Genomic DNA, 24,417 nt, shown 5'->3' on the forward strand with positions numbered 1-24,417 from the left:
CCCAAATTACCCGCGCGCGGTCGCAGGGGGCGAAACTCCACGTGCGGCCCCGGGGTGCGGCTCCCCGGGGTCGGGGTACGCCCTCACTCGTTCTCAGGCCCGGCGCTCGGGGAGCTCGCCTGCGCGATAGGCGTCGAGAAGCGCGCGCAGGTCCGAGATCTGGTCGCGGATGTCCGTGCCAGTGTCGGTGTCGCCGATGGTGAGCGGGCGCGGTTCGACCTCGAAGCGGTCGTCGTCGCTCATGATGTCGGCGTTGAGGTCGAGCACGTCCGCGATGGAGCCGAAGGGTCGGTGCGCCTTGATGCGCATGCCCGTGGGGTCGGCGATGAGCGTGTAGCCCGCGATGCCCGTGGTGGCGTGATAGGCCTGGCAGAAGCCCCCGTCGATGACCACGAGCCTGCCGCCTGCCCGCACGGGGCGCTCGCCAGACGAGGCGTGGACGGGTGTGTGGCCGTTGATGATGTGGCCGCGCTCGGGGTCCGCGCCAAACTCCGTGAGGATGCGCCGGCAGACGTCCGCGTCGTCGGTGAGGGCGAAGTAGGGGTCGCGCGGCTCGACCCAGGTGGAGCGGTCGGTGAAGTAGGTGCGCTCAAAGGTCTTGACGACGCGTCCCGAGAGGGGCGAGAGACGACCGCACCACAGGTACCACATCCAGTCCAGGGAGGGCTGGTCGTGCTCGAGCCAGGCTCGTCGGGCCATGCGATCGGCGTAGTCGTAGTAGGCCCGCCCGGACAGGAGACGGCCCTGGTGGGGCACCGAGCAGAAGGTCCCGTCCTCGTTCATGGGGACGCAGGCGTGGAAGAGGACGTTGTCGTTGTGCACGAGGTAGGCGCTGCCGTGCTCGTAGAGGAAGCCCACGTGGGCCCGCAGCTTGTCGGATGCGCGCACGGCCGCCAGGAGGTGGCCCATCACGCGCCCCTCGTCCTCGGAAAGGGCGTAGGGGTCTCTCGGGTCCAGGGTGGGGAAGTCGCGCGTGCGCAGCTCGAAGGCGTGCCCGCCGACCACGGCCACGCCGCGCTCGGGGTCGACCTTGTCCAGGAGCAGCCGGTCGTCCATCCGCCAGTTGGGGTGTCGGCGGATGGTCTGGCCCTCCAGCTTGAAGAGGATGACCGAGATGGCCTTCTCGACCGGGGCCATGACGTCGTCGTCCTGATAGGTGGCCTCGGCGAACAGGGCCAGCTCGCGCAGGCTCACGCCGTAGGGCCCCTCGAGGATCTTGAGACTGTCGTAGTGGATGTTGTTGCGGATCACGGCGGCCAAACACGCGGCCGAGCCGGCCGCCGCGCCCATCCAGACGATGTCATGGTTGCCCCACTCGAGGTCGATCGAGTGGTAGGACCCAAGGCGGTCGAGGATCTTGTCGGCGTGGGGCCCCCGGTCGAAGACGTCGCCCACCAGGTGGAGGTGGTCGACGGCGAGCCTCTTCACGAGGGCGCACAGGGAGGTGACGAAGTCATCCGCGCTGCCCGTGTCGATGATCGTGTCGATGATGCGCTGGTGGTAGGCGAGGCGTGCGTTCTGCTCGTCGGGCGAGGCGTGGAGCAGCTCGTCGATGATGTAGGCGTAGGCGACCGGCATCGCCTTGCGCACCTTGGAGCGCGTGTAGGACCCGGAGAGGTGGCGCGCCAGGCGCACGAGGCGCATGAGGGCACTGGCGTACCACTCCTCGGTGAGGCGCCCCTCGTCGGCGAGGCGGCGCAGCTTGCGGTCGGGATAGTAGATGAGGGTGCAGAGGTCCGCCTGCTCCTCGTGGGTGAGCTCGAGGCCGAAGATGGTCTCGACGCGCTCGCGGATGACGCCCGAGCCGTTGTTGAGGATGTGCTCGAAGGCCTCGTACTCCCCGTGGACGTCCGAGACGAAGTGCTCGGTGCCCTTGGGCAGGTTAAGGATGGCCTCGAGGTTGATGATCTCGGTGAAGACGGACTGCACGGTGGGGAACTTCTCGGACAGAAGCTCGAGGTACTTGCGCTGCGGGCAGAGTTTCTCTGACATCAGGCGAATCCCTTCCTTCTGGGTTGAACTAACCTCCTACCATGCGCGTCCCCCGCGCGCGCCGCAACCGCCTTCTCGGCGTCCGGCTGACGTCCCCCGCGCGTGCGGCGCGCGTCCACGGTTTCTGCACGTCTTTCTCGCTCGCGGCGCGACGGCTTCGTTGCCGGTGCGTGACGCGCGCCGTCGCCTGCGACGATAGTGCTACCATCTTCGACCAAGGCGATGACGGGGAGCGTAGTCGGGATCGCGCGGTCAGAAGAGAGCGAGGACGGTGGGATCTCGCGGTCGCGTCCCGGCGAGAATCACCCCCGAGCCGCGGCCCCAAAGCCATACGTGGCAAGTAGGCGTCGCCGGAGTGGCCGCCGAGACAGGCCAGCCGAGTACGGCGGATATCCGCTCGCTGGGTGGCTGCGAAGCATGGCGTGAGCGCTTCGTCCCAGCAGGAGGGACGGGCGCTTTTTTCGTGCCCGAAGACGAAGGGAAACGAGCGTGGCGAACGAGTACAAGAAGACGACCAACCTCCCGAGCACGAGCTTCCCCATGCGGGCGAGCCTGGCCAGAAACGAGCCCGCGCGCCTCGCGGCGTGGGAGGAGGCCGACGTCTACGACCTCATGCTGAAGAAGAACGAGGGCCACGAGAAGTTCGTCCTGCACGACGGGCCCCCGTACGCCAACGGCCCCATCCACCTGGGCCACGCGCAGAACAAAATCTCCAAGGACATCATCAACCGCTACTGGTCCATGCGCGGCTTCCAGACGCCGTACGTCCCCGGCTGGGACTGCCACGGCCAGCCCATCGAGCACAAGGTCGAGACCATGCTCGGCACCAAGAAGTTCAACGCCCTTCCCACCGAGAAGATCCGCGAACTCTGTCGCAAGATGGCCGTCGAGCAGGTCGACACCCAGCGTCAGGGCTTCAAGCGCCTGGGCGTTCTCGCCGAGTGGGACAACCCCTACCTCACCTACGTCAACGACTACGACGCCACGGACGTGGAGGTCTTCAAGGCCATCTACGACTCCGGCGCGATCTATCGCGGCCGCAAGCCCGTGCACTGGTGCACGCACTGCCACACGGCGCTCGCCGAGGCCGAGATCGAGTACGGCGACGAGGTGAGCCCATCGATCTACGTGCGCTTCGCGCTCACGAGCGTGCCTCGGGGTCTGGAGGCCTACGCCGGCGCCACCGATGTCGTGATCTGGACGACCACGCCCTGGACGCTGCCGGCCGACACCGGCGTCATCCTGGGGCCCGACTTCGACTACGTGGCCGTGCTCCACGACGGGCGCGCCCAGATCATGGCCGACGCCCTGAAGGAGCGCGTCTGCGAGATCGCGGGCTGGGGCGTGGAGCTCGTGCGCGGCGCGGACGGCGAGCCCTGGCGCGCGACGGGCTCCGAGCTCGCGGACAACACCTACGAGCAGCCGGTCTTCTCGGACTACGAGGGCCGCTTCATCACCGCCGACTACGTGAGCCTCGACGACGGCACCGGCGTGGTCCACACGGCCCCCGGCCACGGCGTGGACGACTACAACGCCGGCATGAAGTGGGGCCTCGACCTGGTCATGCCCGTCGATGACGACGGGCGCTTCTTCGCGGGCGAGAAGATCGGCACGGGCGGGCCGTGGTCGGGCATGGAGGTCAACGAGGCCAACCCCCGGATCATCGCGTGGCTCGCCGAACGCGGGACCCTGGTAGCCGCAGTGGACATCACCCACAGCTACCCGCACTGCTGGCGCTGCAAGAATCCGGTGATCTTTCGCGCCACGAGCCAGTGGTTCGTCTCGATGGACAAGACCGGCCTGCGCGAGCGCGCCCTGGGCGAGCTCTCCCGCGTGAGGTTCTACCCGGCCCACGCCGCCCGGCGCATAGGCTCCATGGTGGAGGGGAGGCCCGACTGGTGCATCTCGCGCCAGCGCAACTGGGGCGTGCCCATCCCGGCCTTCACCTGCGCCGACTGCGGCGAGACCGTCATGAACGACGCCACCCTGGACGCCGTGATAGAGCTCTTCCGCGAGCGCGGATCGGACTGCTGGTTCACCGATGACCCGGCGAGCTACCTGGGTGACGCCTGCGTCTGCCCCGCGTGCGGAGGCCACCACCTCAAGCCCAACCGCGACATCCTGGACGTCTGGTGGGACTCCGGCGTCTCGCACACGGCCGTCTGCCGGCACCGCCCCTACCTGAAGTTTCCCGCCGACATGTACCTCGAGGGCTCCGACCAGCACCGCGGCTGGTTCATGAGCTCGCTCATGACCTCGGTGGGCGCCTACGGCGTGGCTCCCTACCGCTCCGTGGTTTCGCAGGGCTTCACCCTAGACGGCCAGGGCCGCAAGATGTCCAAGTCGCTCGGAAACGTCATCGACCCTAACGAGGAGTGCGCCACGCGCGGCGCCGACATCGTGCGCCTGTGGGTCTCGTCGGTCGACACCTCCACCGACGTCCCCTGCGACGACGAGATCCTCGACCACGTGGGCGAGGCGTATCGTCGCTTCCGCAACACCCTGCGCTTCCTGCTCGGGGAGGTCGAGGGCCGCTTCGACCCGGCCACCGACGGCGTGGCTACGAGCGAGCTGCTACCCTTCGACCGACTCGCGCTCGCACGGATGTGCCAGGTCCATGACCAGGTGAGCGCGGCCTACGAGGGCTACCGCTTCAACGTGGTCTTTCGCACGCTCTACGACTACGTGATCGGAGACCTCTCCAACGGCTACCTCAACGCCACCAAGGACCGCGTCTACTGTGGCGCCGCGAACGGCTTCGAGCGCAGGAGCGCGCTCACCGTCTGGGCGCAGCTCCTCTCGATGCTCGTCCACGACCTGCAGCCCATTCTCGTCTATACGACCGACGAGGTCATGAGCCACCTGCCCGCCTCGCTGCGCGACGGCCAGACCTACGCCGCCCTGCTCGACTGGTACGAGGCCCCGCTGTCCCCCGCGGACTACGAGCCCCTGCTCGCGGCCTACGAGGCCATGGTCGATGCCCGCGCCGCCTTCACCAAGTCCTACGAGGAGGCCCTTGCCAACGGTACGGTGGCCGAGAAGACCCCGCAGGCCGCGCGCGCCACGCTCGCGGCGCCGGAAGAGACCCTCGAGGTCCTGCGCGCCTCGGGCGTTGACCTGGCCGAGCCGTTCGTGTGCTCCGAGGTCGAGCTCGTGGGGGGAGCCGAGCTCTCCTGCGTCGTCGAGGCCGCCCACGGCGAGAAGTGCCCGCGCTGCTGGAACTGGCGCGAGCTGGGCGCCGACGGCCTGTGCGCGCGCTGCCACGATGCCGTGGCCGCCTGCGCGGACGGGGAGTAGGGCCTTGTCGGCGACGAGTGGTGACCGGGCGGAGGGAGCGGGTCTCCCGCGCGGCCGGCGGCTGGCCTTGTTCTGCGGCCTCGCGGTGGCTGTGGTCGCGCTCGACCAGCTCGTGAAGGCGGCCATGCGCGCCCTGCTCGTGGTGGGGGAGCCGCGCGCGCTCGTGCCGGGTGTGCTGGACCTCTCGCTCGTCTACAACGAGGGCGCGGCCTTCTCGCTGGGCGAGGGGGCCGGCCCCCTCTTCGTGCTCGTGGCCGTGGTCATCTGCGCCTGCGGCCTGTGGCTTGCCTGGAGGCGCACGGACGCGCCGATGACGCTCGTGGCCTCGGTCGCCTGCGTGGCGGGGGGAGGCGTGGGCAATGCGATCGACCGCGTGGTTGCCGGCCGCGTGACGGACTTCTTTGCCACCACCTTCGTGGACTTCGCCGTCTTTAACGTGGCCGACGTCTTCATCACCTGCGGCGTCGTGGCGAGCTTCGTCTTGTGGGCGCGCTGGGACAGCGCTCGCGAGCGCGCCGGGGCGGTGGGGAAATGAGTTGCGTGCAACATTGCATAAAGTAGGCCATTTATACGGACTCACGCATACTTTGAGCGAGGTGCCGTCCTCTGGAGCTTTGGGGGTGGACTTGTCAGCAGATTCTTCCGGCCACGTCGAGTAGGCGGAAGAAGTCTGGCCAAAGACGCGCTGGTAGAGGAGCTGCCCGTCGGACGGCTACTCGCGTGGTCCGCGCAAATCTGTTGACAAGTCCCCATTCATTCAAAAAAGGGGCGTTCGGCAACGGTCAGGCCGCAGGCAAGCAGGCCGCTCGCCCGCGCGTGCTACGATGGGGCGCCGTTCGCGCGCCACGTACCTGTCATCTGCCGTCCCTCGAGAGGAGCCGCGTCCCATGCCCATCCGCGTCGTCAACTTGCTCGTGGGGCCCGAGGCCGACGGGTCCCGCCTCGACGTCTTTCTGGCCGCCGGACCGGACATGCCGTCGCGCTCGGCCTGCGCCCGCCTCGTGGACGAGGGCCAGGTCACGATCAACGAGACGCTTGCCACGAGCAAGTCCGAGAAGGTCCTTCTGGGCGATAGGGTCCGCGCGGCGGTGGACGTGTTCGAGCCAGCAGGCGGGCCCCTGGCCCCCAACCCGTACATCCCCCTGGACATCCGCTTCGAGGACGGCCACCTGGTCGTCTTGTCCAAGCAGGCGGGCCTCGTCTGCCACCCGAGCCCCGGTCACGCCGACGACACGCTGGCCAACGCCCTCGTGGCGCATTGCGGCTACGATCACCTGGGGATGCTCCAGGGCGAGGAGCGCCCCGGCATCGTGCACCGCCTGGACCGCGACACCTCGGGCCTCATGGTGGCCGCCAAGGACGACCAGACCCAGAGGGCCCTGCAGGACCTCATCCGCCTGCGCGTGCTCGACCGGCGCTACGTCACCCTCGTCCACGGCTACGTGGCCCACGACGAGGGCACCATAGAGACGGGCATCGCCCGCTCCACCCGTGACCGCCTGCGCATGGCGGTCACGGACGCGCCGGGCGCCCGCGAGGCCATCACGACCTTTCGCACCCTCGAGCGCTTTGAGGCGGGGCGGCGCGACGAGGGCTACAGCCTGCTCGAGTGCCACCTCTACACGGGCCGCACGCACCAGATCCGCGTGCACATGCGCCACATCGGCCACGCGGTCGTGGGCGACGCCCTCTACGGCCACGGCGACGAGCGGGCCAACCATGGCCTGGCCCGCCAGTTCCTCCACTCCTGGCACATACGCTTTGACCATCCGGTGACGGGGGAGACCATCGAGCGCGCCGACCACCTGCCCGAAGACCTTCTCGCTATACTGGGGTCACTGAAAGGAACCTCCATGGGTCGCACGGAGGCGGGGGAGCTCGTCTGCCCGCAGCTCGCGCGGCGCCAAGGAGCAGACGCTTGCGAGGGATGCCCAGGTCATGATGGAGTTCAATAGGTTCGGGCTCACGCCGATCGTTATCTTCAACGTGATCATCTGGCTGTTCTTCACGCTCGCCTACTTCTATCAGGCGGTCTACATCATCCGCGTGCTCCTGCGCGGCACGGTGAAGCTCCCCTCGACCAAGAGGCAGCATCGCTACGCCTTCTTCATCGCCGCCCACAACGAGGAGCTCGTCATTGGCAACCTCGTGCGCTCGATCCTGTCGCAGGACTACCCGCGCGAGCTCATGGACGTCTTCGTGGTCTGCGACGCCTGCACCGACGACACGCACGATCGCGCCGAGGAGGCCGGCGCGATCGTCTGGGACCGCAACGACCTGGCGCGCAAGGGCAAGAGCTGGGCCATGGACTACGGCTTCAACCGCATCCTGGACGAGTACGGCGACCGCTACGAGGCCTTCATCGTCATGGACGCCGACAACCTCGTCTCGCCGGACTACCTCTCGATCATGAACCAGGCCTTCGACGCGGGCTACCTCGTCTGCACGAGCTACCGCAACTCCAAGAACTTCGACTCCAGCTGGATTAGCTCGGCCTACGCGCTGTGGTTCATGCGCGAGGCGAAGTTCCTCAACAACGCGCGCATGATGGTGGGTACGAGCTGCGCGATCTCGGGGTCCGGCTGGATGGTGTCCGAGCGCATCGTGCGCGGCATGCACGGCTGGGACTTCCACACCCTGACCGAGGACATCCAGTTCTCGTCGTTCTGCTGCGCCAACAACATCCAGGTCGGCTACGCCCCGGCTGAGTTCTTTGACGAGCAGCCCGTCACCTTGAAGGCGTCCTGGATTCAGCGCATGCGCTGGACCAAGGGCTTCTACCAGGTGTTCTTCTCGTACGGTCGCGACTTGGTCAAGGGGGTCGGCAAGGGGAGATTCGCCTCGTACGACATGCTCATGACCATAGCCCCGGGCATGATCTTGACCCTGCTGTCGTTCTTCGTGAACGCCACCTACCTCGGCGTGGGGTCGCTCTCGCACGGGTTCATCGCCACGCAGGGCGAGCTGGCCATGTGCCTGGGATCGCTCGTCATGACCTTCGCCTCCATGTACGTGGTCTTCTTCGTGCTGGCCGTCATCACGACCGTCTCCGAGCGCAAGCACATCCACGCCCAGAAGCACTGGCGCATCGTGACCAACCTCTTCACGTTCCCGCTCTTCATGATGACCTACGTTCCCATCACGGTCGTCGCCCTTTTCAAGAAGGTCGAGTGGGTCCCCACCAAGCACGACATCGCCGTCAACGTGGACGACGTCATGGCCGGCGGCGCCCAGGGCTAGTCGGCGTGACCGTTCCGCGGCATCTTCTCGGCTTCTCCGCGCGGATGCTACAATGGCTTTCAACCAAGTCCAGTTGAAGAGCCTCAGGCAGGCGGAAGGAGCCACACGCGTATGGCAACGTTCTTCGAGGAGGAGTCCCACACCTTTTCTGAGTACCTACTCGTTCCCGGATATTCCTCGGCGGACAACGTTGCCGCCAACGTGTCGCTGAAGACGCCGCTCGTGCGCTTTGCACGTGGCGAGGAGCCTCAGATCACCCTCAACGTCCCCATGGTCTCGGCCATCATGCAGTCGGTCTCCGGACCCAAGCTCGCCGTAGCCCTGGCCCAGCAGGGCGGCCTCTCATTCATCTACGGCTCGCAGAGCATTGCCGACGAGGCGGCCATGGTCCGCGAGGTCAAGAGCTACAAGGCCGGCTTCGTGGTCTCCGACTCCACGCTCACCCCCGAGATGACCCTCGACGACGTCGTGGAGCTGCTCGGCCGCACGGGCCACTCCACGATGCCCGTCACCGAGGACGGGACCCCCCACGGCAGGCTCTGCGGCATCGTGACCTCACGTGACTACCGGCTCTCCCGCGATCCCCGCGACCGCAGGGTCCGCGAGTTCATGACGCCCTTCGACAAGCTCGTCGTGGCCGATGACGCGACCTCGCTCAAGGCCGCCAACGACCTCATCTGGGACAAGAAGCTCAACGCCCTGCCCATCGTCGGCGCTGGCCGACGCCTCGTCGCGCTCGTCTTCCGCAAGGACTACGACTCACACAAGTCCCAGCCCAACGAGCTTCTCGACCAGCACAAGCGCTACCTCGTGGGCGCGGGCATCAACACCCGCGACTACGCCGAGCGCGTCTCCGCGCTCGTGGAAGCCGGTGCGGACGTGCTCTGCATCGACTCGTCCGAGGGCTACTCCGAGTGGCAGAGGCGCACCCTCGCCTGGGTCCGCGCGCGCTACGGGACCTCCATGCGCGTGGGGGCCGGCAACGTGGTCGACGCAGAGGGCTTCCGCTTCCTGGCCGACAGCGGAGCCGACTTCGTGAAGGTGGGCATCGGGGGCGGCTCGATCTGCATCACCCGCGAGCAGAAGGGCATCGGCCGCGGCCAGGCCTCCGCGCTCATAGACGTCTGCCGCGCGCGCGACGAATACTTCGACGAGACCGGCACCTACGTGCCCGTCTGCTCAGACGGGGGCATCGTCTACGACTATCACATGACGCTCGCCCTGGCCATGGGGGCCGACTTCATGATGCTCGGGCGCTACTTCGCGCGCTTCGACGAGAGCCCCACCAACCGCGTGAGCGTCAACGGCCAGTACATGAAGGAGTACTGGGGCGAGGGCTCCGCGCGCGCCCGCAACTGGCAGCGCTACGACCTGGGCGGCGACAAGAAGTCCCTCTCCTTCGTGGAGGGCGTCGACTCCTACGTGCCCTACGCCGGCCCCCTCAAGGAGGGTGTCGAGGGGTCTCTGCTCAAGGTCAAGTCCACGATGTGCAACTGCGGTGCGCTTGACCTGCCCGAGCTGCGCGAGAAGGCCAAGATCACGCTTGTCTCGTCCACCTCGCTCGTGGAGGGCGGCGCCCACGACGTCGTGCTCAAGGACGCCAACCAGCAGGTGAGCATCAATTTCCGCTCGTAGCGGCGGTTCTCTGGGAGACTCGGGGCCTGCGGCGTCTGCCGTGGGCCCCTCTTCTTGTCGCGTCCACTTCGGCGTGCGGCCCGGATCCGCCGTGACGGCGTTTGCGGCCGCAAAAGCCGAGGCAACGCCTTCTCAAGTGAAAGGCCGGGTATCGTCGCAGGTAGACGTGTCGAGTGTTTTGTCAGCCGAGGAGTCTTGACCCGTGCGGCCGCACAGAGGCGGGCGGCCACCCGGGCGGCTCCCATGCGGCTCGCCGGTGCGCCCTGTCGGTGCCGCCCCAACCCAGACCTGCTAGAATGACGTGCCAGACGACGGGAAGCACAAGGAGAAGGGTCGCGCATGTCCGAGAGGTGCGATAAGAGCTTCGAGATACCGGCCTACGACGCCGAGGCCATCGAGACCAAGTGGCAGGCGACGTGGGAGGCCGAGGACCTCTACAAGACCGAGGAGGACCCCGCCAAGCCCAAGAAGTACATCCTCGAGATGTTCCCGTACCCCTCGGGCGACCTGCACATGGGCCACGCGCGCAACTACACCATCGGCGACGCCATGGCCCGCCAGGCCCGCATGCGCGGCTTCGACGTCCTGCACCCCATGGGCTTCGACGCCTTCGGCCTGCCGGCCGAGAACGCCGCCATCAAGCACCACACCCAGGCGAGCGTCTGGACGCACCAGAACATCGACCAGGCCGTCAGGACCATGCGCCGCATGGGCTTCTCGTACGACTACGACCGCATGTTCAACACCTGCGACCCCGAGTACTACAAGTGGGGCCAGTGGATCTTTCTCAAGATGTGGGAGAAGGGCCTCGTCTACCGCGACACCTCGCCCGTGAACTGGTGCCCCACCTGCCAGACGGTGCTCGCCAACGAGCAGGTCACCGACGGCGTCTGCTGGCGCTGCGGCTCGGTGCCCGAGAAGCGCGAGCTGTCGCAGTGGTACTTCAGGATCACCGACTACTCCCAGGAGCTTCTGGACGACCTCGATAGGCTCGACGGCTGGCCCGAGCGCGTGAAGGCGATGCAGGCCAACTGGATCGGCCGCTCCGAGGGCGCCGAGATAGACTTCGCCCTGGCCGACCCGGACGGCCGCACGCCCACGGACCGCACGATCAGCGTCTTCACCACGCGCCCGGACACGCTGTTCGGCGTCTCGTTCTTCCTCCTGCCCCCCGAGAGCCCCCTGGCCGCAGAGCTCGTGGCAGGCACGGCGTACGAGCCGGCCTTCGCGGAGCTCAAGGCGGCCGCCGAGAAGGTGTCGTCCGTCGACCGCCAGGGCTCCGAGCGCGAGAAGCACGGCGTCTTCACGGGCCGCTACGTGTTGAACCCGGTCAACGGCCGGCCGGCCCCCATCTGGGTCGCCGACTACGTGCTCATGGACTACGGCACGGGCGCCGTCATGGGCGTGCCCTGCGGTGACCAGCGCGACTTCGACTTCGCCCGGAAGTACGACCTCGAGATCGCCCCGATCATCTGCGCGCCCGACGACCCCCTCTACGACGAGCTCAAGGACGAGCGCGAGCTTCGGGTGAGGTCGGTCGACTGGGACCGCGCGATGGCCGCCGAGGGCTACCTCGTGCAGTCCGGGCCGTTCACGGGCATGAGGGGCGGCAAGCACTCCGAGGCGGTCGACAAGATCATCGACTTTCTCGCCGAGCGCGGCCTCGGCCGCAAGACGGTGCAGTTCCGCCTGCGCGACTGGCTCATCAGCCGCCAGCGCTACTGGGGAAACCCCATCCCCATGATCCACTGCGACTGCTGCGGTGACGTGCCCGTGCCCTACGAGGACCTGCCCGTCACGCTGCCCGACGACCTCGACCTGGGGGCCGGCGAGACGCTCGCAGAGTACGCCCCGTTCTACGAGACCACCTGCCCCCGGTGCGGCCGACCCGCCCGTCGCATCACGGACACCATGGACACGTTCACCTGCTCGAGCTGGTACTACCTGCGCTACTGCGACCCGCACAACGACGAGATGCCGTTCTCCAAGGAGGCGGTCGACCGCTGGATGCCCGCTGACAACTACATCGGCGGCATCGAGCACGCGATCCTGCACCTGCTCTACTCGCGCTTCTTCACCAAGGTCCTGCGCGACCTGGGGCTCATCGACGCCGACGAGCCGTTCACCAACCTCCTGTGCCAGGGCATGGTGAAGGACGAGCGCGGGGAGACCATGTCCAAGTCCAAGGGCAACGTCGTGCCGCCCTCGAGCGTCATCGACCCCTACGGCGCGGACACCATGCGCCTGGCCATCCTGTTCATCGCCCCCCCCGAGAAGGACTTCAACTGGGACGAGGAGGTCGTCGCCGGCGCAAACCGCTTCATCAAGCGCGCCTGGCGCGTGGTCTGGCAACTCGCCCAGGCGGGCGGGGAGAGCCCCGTGGACGTCGCGTCGCTCGACGCACGCTCGAAGGCGCTCTGGCGCAGCTTGAACGCGCTGGGCGTCAAGTGCACGAGCGACTTCGACCGCGGCCAGTTCAACACCGCCATCTCGGCGGTCATGGAGATCACGAACGCCGCGAGCAAGTACGTGAGCGAGCCGGGGGAGCGCGACGCCGCGCTGTGCCGCCGCGTCGCCGGCGCGATCGTGCGCACGCTCGCGCCGATCTGCCCGCACTGGGCCGAGGAGCTCTGGCACGAGGCTCTCGGGCAGCAGGGCTCGGTCTATGACGCCGCGTGGCCGGAGTTCGACGCCAACGCCGCCCGCGCCGACGAGGTGCAGATCGCGGTCCAGATCAAGGGCAAGGTGCGCGCGCACGTGACGGTGCCTGCAGACGCCCCCGACGACGACGTCGCTGGCCTGGCGCAGGAGGCCGTGGCCGCCCAGCTCGCGGGCAAGACCGTCAAGAAGGTCATCGTGATCAAGGGCCGCCTCGTCAACATCGTGGCGGTGTAGGCGCGGCCGCGCCCTAGTGGCCGTCCCACCCGGGCAGCTTGCGACCGATTCGGCGGAAGTGAGCGCTCGGCGCACCTAAATCTCGGGAAGTGAGCGTCTCGGCACGCTCACTTCCGCCGAATCAGTCGCAACGCAGCCGCACAGCGCACGAGCGACGCAGCGCCCCGCGCGCCTCTCGGAGCGCCTGGGGACTGCTCTGCGCCATAGACCTAATTCTTAAAGTTCCTGACACCGGCTTCGTTACCATGGCAACCATCAAACTTGCAGTGGGACAAGGGGTGCCGCCATGGTCGATCAGAGGTTCAGCTCGCCCGGGCCCGCGGACTTCGAGCGCCTTCTTGCGGACACAGGGCTATCGGAGCGCGAGGCCCAGGCGCTGCTCTCCGTCGTCTTGTCCCAGACGGCCGCCGAGGCAGCCGGGGCACTGGGGGTGAGCGCCTCCACCATGGGCAGCTATCGGCAGCGCGGCTATGCCAAGCTGGGCGTCTCCACCCGCGCCGAGTTCATGAGGCTCCCTGAGGCTGAGACATGGGCGTCGACCCTCGCGGCATTCGACGTGCCGGCCAAGAAGCCCGTCGTTCCCGTTGAGTCCAATCCTGCGTCACCGCAATGCAGGCCTCCCATGAGCTTTCCGTGTCTGTTCGTTGCCTGTCTGCTCTGCAGCACGCTTGTCATCTTTACGGGAATCGTGGCAAAGATTCTGCTGCCACGACATGATGCGTATTCCGTGCAGCCCCATGGAGCGATTGCATCCGAGTACGGTGACGTGCCCAACGTCGTGGGCATGCGCGCCGACAGCGCTGCCTCAGCGTTGGCGAGCGCTGGCTTCTGTCCCGAGTTCGAGCCGCGCGCGGGCGATGCTGCGTCGGGGACCATCCTCGAGGTTGGTCCGGTGGGGGACCTGAGCGACCTCGCAGGTGGCATCCCCTCGATCTCATGGGGGGATGGCTGCACCGCCGGCTACAACGAGCGCGGCGGCTGGGATGCCTATGTGGAGCTCGTCGTTTTCGTGTAAAACCGCTTATGATTGGTCATGCCCGCCGACCTGTGACAACGTGCGGCAATTCAGATTTGCTACAGACACACCGGTGCTGATTTCATAGCGTGAGTCCAGAGCACGTCGGTTTCCGAGGATAGGAGGAGCGATGAACGTGGAAGTGCGCCGGATGCTGAGAAAGTAATAGGTGACAGCGGAGGGCTGACGTTCCTGTCGCCTCCGCATGTGTGGGTCTCGTGGAGACGCCGCGCGCCTCACGGGCGGAGGTCGTTGACGCGAGCTGCGCAAACACGTATAGTGAGCAGGCATTCGAAGCTGCAATCGTAGGAAGTGGGGTGGAGTTTCTCGCCCCGCTTCCTTTCTGTATGAAGCGGAAAGGGGAGACATGCCCAAGGAAGGTGCCGAGAAGGCCATCCTCGAGGCGCTCGGGGCTCGCGCCGCCGAGCACGGCGTCGACGTCGTGGACGTCGAGGTCGTCGGCGCGAGCAAGGCTCCGTGCGTGCGCGTGCGCATCGACCACGCCGATGAGGACGCGCCCACGATCTCGCTCGACGAGGTCGCGGCCCAGAGCACGTGGATCTCGGAGGCCCTCGACGAGCTCGACCCCATCGCCGGGCCCTTCACGCTCGAGGTCTCCTCGCCGGGGCTCGCCCGCCCGCTCTCGCGCCCCCGCGACTTCGCGCGCTTCGCAGGGCAGAGCGTCTCCCTCACCACCACGGCCGTCGAGGGGCGCCGCCGCTACACGGGCGCCCTTCTGGGCATCGAGGGGACCACGGTGAGCCTCGACTGCGAGGGCGAGCAGGTCGCCCTTGACCTAGATGACATAAAGAAGTGCACCATAAAGCCCGACTTCTCAGCCTTGGGCGCAACGCAGAGCAAGTAAGTAAGCAAGGAAGGATTTTCTATGGCCTCAGAGATGATGGAAGCCCTCGAGCTCCTCTGCCAGGAGAAGCATATCGACCAGCTCTATCTGCTTGACCGCCTCGAGCAGTCGCTGGCCAAGAGCTACGCGGACGTGCTCCACCTGCCGTTCGGCGCGCGCGTCACGATCGACCGCGCCACCGGCAAGGTCTACGTCTACGAGCTCGTCCCCAAGGGCGAGCCCGACCCCGAGACCGACGAGTACGTCGAGTTCGACGAGGTCGACGTGACCCCGCCCGGCACGAGCCGCATCGCCGCGCAGCACGCCAAGTCCGAGATCAAGGCGATCGTGCGCAACGCCGCGCGCGTCCAGATCTACGAGGAGTTCTCGCAGCGCGTCGGCGACATCATCACCGGGACCGTCCTGCAGTCCACGCCCGACTTCACGATCGTCAAGATCCGCGAGGGCGTCGAGGCGGAGCTGCCCCACTTCGACCAGCGCCGCTACTCCGACGAGCGCAACGAGCGGCCCGCGGGCGAGCGCTACATGCACAACCAGCGCCTCAAGGCGATCATCATCGAGGTGCGCGACCCCAACTCCACGCAGCCCGTGGTGCGCGGCGAGCGCCAGCGCCCGCCCATCGTGGTCTCGCGCACCCACCCGGATCTCCTGCGCCGCCTGTTCGAGCTCGAGGTCCCCGAGGTCTACGACGGCATCGTCGAGGTCCGCTCCATCGCGCGCGAGCCGGGCATCCGCTCCAAGGTCGCCGTGTCCTCCAACGACGATCGCCTCGACCCCGTGGGCGCCTGCGTGGGCCCCAAGGGCAGCCGCGTGCGCACCGTCGTCTCCGAGCTGCGCGGCGAGCGCGTCGACGTGGTCGCCTGGAGCGACGACCCCGCCCGGTGCGTGGCCTCGGCGCTCTCCCCGGCGCGCGTCTCTCGCGTGATCATCGACGACGAGAACGGCTACGCGACGGTCATTGTCCCCGACGACCAGCTCTCTCTGGCCATCGGCAAGGAGGGGCAGAACGCCCGCCTCGCCGCCCGCCTGACGGGGCTGCACATCGACATCAAGAACGAGTCGCTCGCCGCCGGGATCCTGCGCGATCTGCCGCATGCCACGGACGGCGGCGCAGGTCTCGACGAGGGGGGCTCCCATCGCTGCGAGTACGTGGGCCCCAACGGCATCCAGTGCCGCAACATGGCGCGGCCCGGCTCGCGCTTCTGCGGCGTCCACGAGCGGCTGGCGGCGGCCGAGGTCTCGTCCGACCCCGACTCGCTCATCTAGGCTCCTCGCTTCGCTGAATCAGTTCCGCGGGCCTCGCGCCCGCACGTTCGGAAGGTAGGCCACATGGCAAAGACGCGCGTACACGACCTCGCAAAGGAATACGGTATGTCAAGCAAGGAGATGCTCGGGCACCTCCTGGACATGAAGATCCCGGCCAAGTCGGCGTCCTCGACGCTCGAGGACGCCTACGTCTCCATCGTTCGCAAGCAGCTCGAACCCATCCTCGAGGCCCGTGCCGCCCAGATCGAGGCCCAGAAGAAGGCCGCCGAGGAGGCCAAGGCCGCCGAGGAGGCCAAGGCCGCCAAGAAGGCGGAGGCCGAGCGCATCGCCGCCGAGGAGCGCCGCGAGCGCGAGCGCGCCGAGGAGGAGCGCCGCCGCGCCGCCGCCGAGAAGGAGCGCGAGCGCGTCGAGGCCGAGCGGGCCGCCGCCGAGAAGAAGGCCGCCGAGGAGGCCGAGAAGAACCGCGTGCACGACACCGCGCCCAAGTCCATTCCCTCCTTCACGTCCCTGCTCGACCAGATCGCGCAGCAGGAGGTGGTCCTCAAGCAGCAGTCCGAGGAGGCCGCGCAGAAGAAGGCCGCGGGGCAGGGTCGCTCCCGTCGCGCGGAGTCCGGACGCGGCTCGCGACACGCCGCCCCCGCACAGGGTGCGGCGCAGCCGGCGGCTCCCGGCGCGACGCCGTCAACGGACGAGGCCTCGAACGGACACAAGCACAGCAAGAAGGGACGGCGCGGCGAGGGGGCCGGCGAGGACCGCTACAGCCGCATGGCCCGCGAGGCCGAGGCCTACAGTCACACCCACCCGCACAGCCACGTCGTCGAGGAGGCGCGCGTGGCCGTCGAGGAGGCGTCGCGCGAGTCCTCAGGCCGCCGCAAGAGGCGCAAGGAGCGTCGCCAGCAGCAGGCCGAGGAGGCCGCCAAGGAGCAGCGCATCGAGGAGGCCCTGGCCAACGACCAGGACATCTCTCAGCTCGACACCGTGAAGGTCCCCCAGGGCGCGACGGTCTCCGAGCTCGCCGAGCTTCTCGGCGCCCCCGCCAACGACATCATCAAGCGCCTCTTTTTGCTGGGCACCCCGCTCACCCTCACCGAGTCCATGTCCGACGAGCTCATCGAGCTCGTGGCCGACGACCTCGGCCGCGACGTCAACGTTATGAGCAAGGAAGAGGAGAACTCCTTTACGTTCTACGACGACCCGGCCGACCTCGTGCCGCGCGCCCCGGTGGTCACGGTCATGGGTCACGTCGACCACGGCAAGACGTCCCTGCTTGACGCGATCCGCCACACCGGCGTCGCCGAGGGCGAGGCCGGCGGTATCACGCAGGCCATCGGCGCCTCTCAGGTCAGCGTCAAGGGACGCCGCATCACCTTCATCGATACCCCGGGCCACGAGACCTTCACGGCCATGCGCGCCCGCGGCGCCAAGGTGACCGACATCGTCATCTTGATCGTGGCCGCCGACGACGGCGTCATGCCGCAGACCGTCGAGTCCATCAACCACGCCAAGGCCGCCGGCGTGCCCATCATCGTGGCCGTCAACAAGATCGACAAGCCCGGCGCCAACCCCGACAAGGTCCGCCAGGAGCTCACCGAGTACGGCGTCGTCCCCGAGGAGTGGGGCGGGCAGAACATGTTCGCCAACATCTCGGCCAAGAAGAAGATCGGCATAGACGACCTGCTCGAGACCGTCCTGCTCCAGGCCGACGTCCTCGAGCTCAAGGCCAACCCCAACACCTTCGCCTCAGGCAACGTCCTGGAGGCCCGCCTCGACCGCGGCCGCGGCTCGGTTGCCACGATGCTCGTGACCCGCGGCACCCTGCACGTCGGTGACGCCGTCGTGGCCGGGCAGGCCTACGGGCACGTGCGCGCCATGCTCGACCCCAAGGGCAACTCCGTCACGCAGGCGGGCCCCTCCGATGCCGTCGAGATCCTGGGCCTGTCCAGCGTTCCCATGGCCGGCGACGAGTTCCGCGTCTTCCAGGACGACCGTGACGCCCGCGACCTCGCCGACCAGCGCGCCCTCAAGGCCCGCATCGAGGAGCAGAACCGCGTCAAGCACGTCACGCTCGAGAACCTCTTCGACACCATGGCCGACGCGGAGGTCAAGGAGCTCAACCTCATCATCAAGGCCGACGTCCAGGGCTCGATCGAGGCGCTCCAGGACTCGCTTGACAAGATGGACCAGTCTGAGGTCCGCATCAACACGATCCACTCCGCCGTCGGCGCCATCACCGAGACCGACGTCACGCTCGCGGACGCCTCAAACGCCATCATCATCGGCTTCGGTGTGCGCCCGGAGGCCAAGGCCCGCGCCGCGGCCGAGCGCGACGGCGTCGAGATTCGCAGCTACAGCGTCATCTACAAGGCCATCGAGGACATCGACGCGGCTCGCATCGGCATGCTCAAGCCCACCGAGGTCGAGGTCCAGACCGGCGTCGCCGAGGTTCGCGACACCTTCAAGGTGCCCAAGGTGGGCATCGCGGCCGGCTGCATGGTGTCGGAGGGCGAGCTCTCCCGCGACGACTCCGTGCGTCTCGTGCGCGACGGCATCGTGGTCTACGAGGGCAGGATCGCCTCGCTCAGGCGCTTCAAGGATGACGTCAAGAGCGTCAAGGCCGGCTTCGAGTGCGGTATCGGCCTCGAAAACTTCCAGGACGTGAAGCCAGGCGACCAGATCGAGGGCTATCGCATCGAGCGGGTCGCCCGTACGGAGTAGGCGGACATGAAGCAGAATCAGTACTCACGCAGGGTAAACGAGCTGGCCCGCGAGAAGCTCGCCAGCATCCTGCTGCTCGAGATATCCGATCCCGATCTCGCGCTCGTGACCCTCACGGGCGTGGAGGTCTCGGTTGACAAGTCCCTCCTGCGCGCCTTCGTGAGCTGCGACGCCGCGCGCTACGACGAGGTCACGGCCGCGCTGGCGCGCGCCAGGGGGCGCATACGCGCACTTCTGGGCCGCTCGCTGGGATGGCGCGTGACGCCCGAGCTGGACTTTCGCATCGACACGACGACCGACGAGGCCGAGCGCATCACGCGTGCGCTCGAGGACGTCCCGCCGACCATCGGCGTCGAGAAGGACGAGGAGGGCTACCCGGTGGGCGACGCCACGACCGGGGACGCCCCCACGACGGACGACGGGGAGTAGGGGAAGAGCGTGCTCAGGGCAATCAAGGGTCAGCCGGGGCGCTTCGACGCCATCACGCGTCTCATCGAGGGCGCGCGGACGATCGCCATCTGCGCGCACACCTCGCCGGACGGCGACGCCCTCGGCTCGGGCCTCGCCCTGGCCGAGCTGATCGAGCGCAGGTGGCCCGAGAAGCGGGTGGACGGCCTGCTCGCCGACGCGGACGAGGTGCCGCGCACCTATCGCTTCTTGCCGGGCGTGGGGCGCCTCGTGCGCGCCCGCGACTACGAGCCGGATCCCGACCTGTTCGTCTGCGTTGACCTCTCCCAGCCGGCGCGCCTCGCCGACGCTCGCGCGGTCCTCGAGCGCTCGGCCCGCGTGGCCGTGATCGACCACCATCCCTCGTCCGAGCCCTTCTGGGACGCCGGGGTCGTGCGCACCGACGCGGCCGCGGCCGGCGTGATCGTGACCGAGTACGCCGAGCACCTGGGAGGCCCCCTCACCCCCACGATGGCGCAGAACCTCCTGTGCGCCCTTGTCACGGACACGGGACGCTTCCAGTATCAGAACGCCAACGGGGAGGCCTTCGAGGTCGCGAGCGCGCTCGTGGACGCGGGCGCGTCCCCCTCGGAGGTGGCGCTCAACGTGTACCAGAGCGACCGCCTCTCCTACCTGCACCTCTCGGCGACCGTCATGGGCCGCATCACCACCTTCGCGCACGGCAGGATCGCCTATAGCTACGCCACGGCTGCCGACCTCAAGGCCACGGGCGTCCCGGTGGCCGAGTGCGACGGCCTCGTGGACCTCGTGCGCTGCGTGGAGGGCTCCGAGGTGGCGCTCTTCCTCAAGGAGGTGCCCGGGGGCCAGGTTCGCGGCAACCTCAGGGCCAAGACCGACCGCGACGTCTCGGCCGTCGCGCGCGAGATGGGCGGCGGGGGCCACCGGGCCGCCGCGGGCTTCACCCTGGAGGGCGACGTGGACCAGGCGCTCTCGGCGGTCCTGCCCAAGATCCGCGCCCTCTTCGACGACGAGGAGAGGTCTTGAGCCGTGGCCCGAGCGCGCTCTCGGCGCTCATAGCGGTCGACAAGCCGGTGGGCATGACGAGCTTCGACGTGGTTGCGCGCGTGCGCCGGGCCGTGGGCGAGCGGCGCGTGGGCCACGCGGGCACGCTCGACCCGGCGGCCACGGGCGTGCTTGTGGTGGGCATCGGCCAGGCCACGCGACTGCTGGGCCAGCTCACGCTCGAGCGCAAGGGCTATCGCGCGAGGATCGACCTGGGATCCGAGACCACGACCGACGATGCTGAGGGGGAGGCTACGGCAACGGCGGAGGTCCCCGAGCGCCTGCTCGACTCCGAGCTCGCCGCGCGGGCCGTCCGCTCCCTGGAAAAGACGCGCACTCAGGTGCCGCCTGACTACTCAGCCATCTCGGTGGGCGGCCGGCGTGCCTATGCGCTCGCCCGCGCGGGGGAGCGCCCCGCGCTCGCCCCGCGCCCCGCTCGCGTCTTTCGCGCCGCGCTCGTGGAGGTCCTGCCCGACGAGCGCGCCTGGGTCGTCGACCTCGACGTGTCCAAGGGGACCTACGTGCGCAGCATCGCGCGCGACCTCGGGCGCGAACTCGGCTGCTACGCGCACGTGGGGGCGCTCGAGCGGACCTTCGCGGGCCCGGTGGGCCTTTCCGATTGCGTGAGCCTCGGCGAGCTCGTCAGCGGCGGCGTTGGCCTCGTTCGTACGCGCTGCCTCGACCCGGCGCGCGTCCTCGGCCTCGCGCGGCGTCCGCTCGTCGCGAACGAGCTCGCCGCCGTCTCCAGCGGCCGGCCCATCGCCTGCGGCGTCGCGGCCGACGAGCACGGGGCGCACGAGCCCGCGCCCTCCGAGCGCGTCTGCCTGGTCTGGGACGGGGGGCTCGTCGGCATCTGGGCGCGCCGGGGGTCTCATCTCGTATGCGAGGCCAACTTTCCCCAGGCCATAGAGGGGGTGCGTCCGGACCTCTCCCAGGTGGGCCCCGTCTTTGCGCTGGGCCCGCATGCCGAGCGCCAGCTCGTGCGGGAGTCGATCCTGTGGCACGCTGGGTCGCAGGAACGGACGCATCCGTTCTCCCTGCTCGACGGCTCCGCGACCGGACGTCTGAGCTTTTGGGGCGCCGAGCCGCCCGCCACGCGCGCCAGCGGTGAGGGCCAGTCCGACGAGCAGCCCTTTGTGTGCGTCCTGGGGGCCTTCGACGGCCTGCATCGGGGACACAGGACCCTCATCGCCCGTGCGCGAGAGGAGGCCCGGCGGCGCTCCGCACGCCTTGCCGTCGTGACCTTCTCGCCCGACCCGGCCAGCGTGCTCGAGGGCCCCTGGGCCCCCCGCAACCTGCTTGGGACGTCCGATCGCGCCCGCGCGCTCATGGCGTGCGGCATCGACCTGCTCGTGACGGTCGACTTCACCGGCGAGCTCGCCGCGCTCACGTACGAGCGCTTCGTCCGTGACGTGCTCGGTGGGCTCATGAGCGTCTCCGCCCTCGTCGTGGGCTCGAACTTCCGGCTGGGCGCGGGCGGCGCCGGGACGGTCGACGCCCTGGCCGAGCTCGGCCGCGCGCATGGGTTCGACGTCATCGGCATGGACTTGGTGGATGTGGGCGGTACGCCCATCTCGGCCTCACGCATCCGCGCTCTCGTGGAGGCGGGGGCCGTCGAGGACGCCGCCGACCTCCTCGGCCGCTGCCACTTCGTGTGGGGACAGGTCGAGCATGGGCGCGGGGAGGGCACGGGGCTGGGCTTTCCCACGGCCAACGTGCGCGTCGACCGGAGCGTCTGCCTGCCCGCCGAGGGGGTGTACGCCGGATTCGTGGTCAGGGGGGCCGGTGCGCTCACGGCCTGGCCCGCCGCCATCAACGTGGGCGTGCCGCGCACCTTCGCGCCGGGCGCCGAGGGCCAGGCATTTCTCGAGGCCACGCTCCTGGGATTCTCGGGGGACCTCTACGGGCAGTACGTCTACGTGGTCTTTGTTCGCTGGCTGCGCGGGCCCGAGCGCTTCTCGTCGGTCGACGAGCTCACGCGCACGGTCCTCGCCAACGTGGACTGGGTGCGCCGCAGCCTGGGGGAGAGCGGCGTGGAGCTTGCGGGGGTGAGCGCGTGATCAGCGACGAGGACAAGGAGAAGGTCCGGCAGGCCACCGACTTCGTGCGGCTCGTGGCCGAGACCGTAGAGCTTCGGCAGCGCGGCCAGGAGTTCTGGGGCTGCTGCCCCTTCCACGGCGAGAAGAGCCCCTCGTTCAAGGTCAATCCAGCCACGGGCCTGTGGCACTGCTTTGGCTGCGGCGACGGGGGAGACGTCTTCTCCTACGTGCAGCGCCGCGAGGGCCTCGAGTTCCCCGACGCGATTCGCTACCTGGCCGACCGCGCGGGCATCGAGCTGACCGAGGAGCGGGGGGGCGCCCGCGGGCCCAAGAAGACCCGCCTCATGGAGGCCCTCGGGGAGGCCGAGAGCTACTACCACACGATGCTCATGCGCGGGCGCGGCGGCGGCCCGGACGCCGCTCGGCGCTACCTCGCCGGGCGCGGATTTGGCGCGGGCGTCTGCCGCCGCTGGGCGCTCGGCTTCGCGCCGGGGCACGGCTCGCTCGTGGCCCATCTGCGCGGCAGGGGCTTCTCGGCGTCCGAGCTCGTGAGCGCCGACGTGGCCATGGAGCGTCAGGGGCGGCTGTCCGACCGCTTCTTCGACCGTGTGATGTTTCCCATCCACGACGAGCTGGGGCGCACGATCGCCTTTGGCGGGCGGGTGCTCGAGAGGCGCGACAACGTGGCCAAGTACGTCAACACGCGCGACACGCCCGCCTTCAACAAGGGCAAGCACCTCTTCGCCTACGACCGCGCCAAGGAGACGATGGCCGCCACCGGCGTCGCCATCGTCTGCGAGGGCTACACGGACGTCATCGCGATGCACGAGGCCGGCTTCACCAACGCCGTGGCCGCCCTGGGCACCGCCTTCAGGCTCGACCACGTCCGCCTCATGGAGCGCCAGCGGGTGAGCAAGATCATCTGCCTGTTCGACGGCGACGCCGCGGGCCAGCGAGCCGCCGAGCGCGCGGTGCGCTACCTCGACAAGACCTCGGCGGCCCTCCTGTGCGTGATCCTGCCCGACGGCCAGGACCCGATGGAGTTCCTCTCCGCCCACGGCGCCGAGGCGCTGCGCCCCATCCTTGCGTCCGCCCGCTCGCTCATGGACTTCGTCTTCGAGAAGCGCCTCGCCGCGCACGACCTGTCCTCGCCTGGGCGGCGCGTGCGCGCGCTCGAGGACATGGCGTCTCTGCTCGCGCCCCTCAAGCACTCCGTCCTGCTCGACGACTACGCGACCCGGCTGGCCGACACCCTGGGCATGGACGTCGACCAGACCAAGCGCGCCATCCGGGAGGCGCCCGTCGCAGAGCTTGAGGAGGAGCGGCCCCGCAGCGGCTCGCGCCAGGCTCTGGCCCCTGCGCGCGCGCGGGTCCCGTCGACGCCCGCGCCGCCGGACGAGGGGACGGCCGCGCCCGACGACTACGTCTTGGCCGACGCCTACGAGGACGCCGCGCCCCACGCCGCCGCGCCAGCCCCAAGGGGGGAGCCGCTCGCGGCGCTCTCGTCCGACGAGCGCATGCAGGTCGCCTCGGAGCGCGAGCTCCTCTGCGCCCTGGCGCAGCGGCCGGACGCTATGCGCCCCTACGAGGAGCGCATAGCCTCCCTCTCGTGGGCCGACGAGCGCCACGAGGCGATGGCCTGGGCGATCCTCTCGACGCCTGCGGGCACGAGCCCGTCGGCGGCGGTGGACGCTGCGCAGGCCGTGGTCGACGATGCGCCCCGCATCCTGTCGGGTGGGCGCGTCATGAGCGCCGAGGAGCTCAGCGACACCGAGAAGCTCGACCTCATCGTCGACACGGTCGAGCTCTTCTCGTGCCGTCGGCGCGTGCGCCAGATACGCGCACGCCTGCGCGGGGAGCCCGACGCGGCCGGCGACGAGTCGCAGCGCCTCTTCCAGGAGGCGACGAGGCTCCAGAGAAGGGTTAACGAGCTGGTGAGAAAGCTTTCCTCGGTTTCTGCCGAGTAGTTTGTGGGTATAGTCTCGAGC

The 24,417-nt window shown here is 68.7% G+C and carries 15 protein-coding genes; 14 read left to right on the forward strand and 1 reads right to left on the reverse strand.

The features are described from left to right. Window positions 1-93 precede the first annotated feature (93 nt). Window positions 94-1,992 carry a fructose-1,6-bisphosphatase gene (locus tag INP52_RS04355; protein WP_194372725.1) on the reverse strand — a complete coding sequence of 633 codons (1,899 nt, stop codon included), beginning with the start codon at window positions 1,990-1,992 and terminating at the stop codon, window positions 94-96. A gap of 489 nt (window positions 1,993-2,481) precedes the next feature. Between INP52_RS04355 and ileS the strand changes: the two genes are divergently transcribed. From ileS to dnaG, 14 genes are all read left to right on the forward strand, one after another. Next, a complete protein-coding gene (ileS, locus tag INP52_RS04360; protein ID WP_194372726.1) occupies window positions 2,482-5,289 on the forward strand; it encodes an isoleucine--tRNA ligase in 2,808 nt (935 codons plus the stop codon). Between the two features lie 4 nt (window positions 5,290-5,293). Continuing rightward, on the forward strand, window positions 5,294-5,824 hold the full coding sequence (gene lspA, locus INP52_RS04365; protein ID WP_228478417.1) for a signal peptidase II: 531 nt from the start codon (window positions 5,294-5,296) through the stop codon (window positions 5,822-5,824). Between the two features lie 352 nt (window positions 5,825-6,176). Continuing rightward, window positions 6,177-7,244, forward strand: a complete 1,068-nt coding sequence (locus tag INP52_RS04370) for an RluA family pseudouridine synthase (protein WP_194372728.1) — start codon at window positions 6,177-6,179, stop codon at window positions 7,242-7,244. Continuing rightward, window positions 7,231-8,529 (forward strand): glycosyltransferase family 2 protein, encoded by a 1,299-nt coding sequence (locus INP52_RS04375; protein ID WP_194372867.1) that lies wholly within the window; start codon window positions 7,231-7,233, stop codon window positions 8,527-8,529. The genes INP52_RS04370 and INP52_RS04375 overlap by 14 nt, the downstream gene beginning before the upstream one ends. Before the next feature lie 111 nt (window positions 8,530-8,640). After that, window positions 8,641-10,164 (forward strand): IMP dehydrogenase, encoded by a 1,524-nt coding sequence (locus INP52_RS04380; RefSeq protein ID WP_194372729.1) that lies wholly within the window; start codon window positions 8,641-8,643, stop codon window positions 10,162-10,164. A gap of 339 nt (window positions 10,165-10,503) precedes the next feature. Beyond that, window positions 10,504-13,059, forward strand: a complete 2,556-nt coding sequence (gene leuS, locus INP52_RS04385) for a leucine--tRNA ligase (RefSeq protein WP_194372730.1) — start codon at window positions 10,504-10,506, stop codon at window positions 13,057-13,059. Between the two features lie 286 nt (window positions 13,060-13,345). Then, complete coding sequence (locus tag INP52_RS04390; RefSeq protein WP_194372731.1) at window positions 13,346-14,074, forward strand: helix-turn-helix transcriptional regulator; 729 nt, start codon at window positions 13,346-13,348, stop codon at window positions 14,072-14,074. Between the two features lie 367 nt (window positions 14,075-14,441). Further along, window positions 14,442-14,939: a ribosome maturation factor RimP gene (locus INP52_RS04395; RefSeq protein ID WP_194372732.1), complete on the forward strand. Its 498-nt coding sequence runs from the start codon at window positions 14,442-14,444 to the stop codon at window positions 14,937-14,939. Window positions 14,940-14,960: 21 nt separating this feature from the next. Continuing rightward, the gene (nusA, locus tag INP52_RS04400) at window positions 14,961-16,205 is read left to right on the forward strand and encodes a transcription termination factor NusA (RefSeq protein ID WP_194372733.1); all 1,245 of its coding nucleotides are present in this window, start codon (window positions 14,961-14,963) and stop codon (window positions 16,203-16,205) included. Window positions 16,206-16,268: 63 nt separating this feature from the next. After that, on the forward strand, window positions 16,269-18,920 hold the full coding sequence (infB, locus tag INP52_RS04405) for a translation initiation factor IF-2 (protein WP_194372734.1): 2,652 nt from the start codon (window positions 16,269-16,271) through the stop codon (window positions 18,918-18,920). Between the two features lie 6 nt (window positions 18,921-18,926). Beyond that, window positions 18,927-19,349 (forward strand): 30S ribosome-binding factor RbfA, encoded by a 423-nt coding sequence (gene rbfA, locus INP52_RS04410; RefSeq protein WP_194372735.1) that lies wholly within the window; start codon window positions 18,927-18,929, stop codon window positions 19,347-19,349. A gap of 9 nt (window positions 19,350-19,358) precedes the next feature. Beyond that, a complete protein-coding gene (locus INP52_RS04415) occupies window positions 19,359-20,372 on the forward strand; it encodes a DHH family phosphoesterase (protein WP_194372736.1) in 1,014 nt (337 codons plus the stop codon). Continuing rightward, a complete protein-coding gene (truB, locus tag INP52_RS04420; RefSeq protein ID WP_194372737.1) occupies window positions 20,369-22,450 on the forward strand; it encodes a tRNA pseudouridine(55) synthase TruB in 2,082 nt (693 codons plus the stop codon). Before INP52_RS04415 ends, truB begins: the two co-directional genes overlap by 4 nt. Next, a complete protein-coding gene (gene dnaG / locus INP52_RS04425) occupies window positions 22,447-24,396 on the forward strand; it encodes a DNA primase (RefSeq protein WP_194372738.1) in 1,950 nt (649 codons plus the stop codon). Before truB ends, dnaG begins: the two co-directional genes overlap by 4 nt. Window positions 24,397-24,417: the final 21 nt, after the last annotated feature.

Origin of the sequence: Thermophilibacter immobilis, assembly GCF_015277515.1 — a bacterium.
Lineage (GTDB): Bacteria > Actinomycetota > Coriobacteriia > Coriobacteriales > Atopobiaceae > Thermophilibacter > Thermophilibacter immobilis.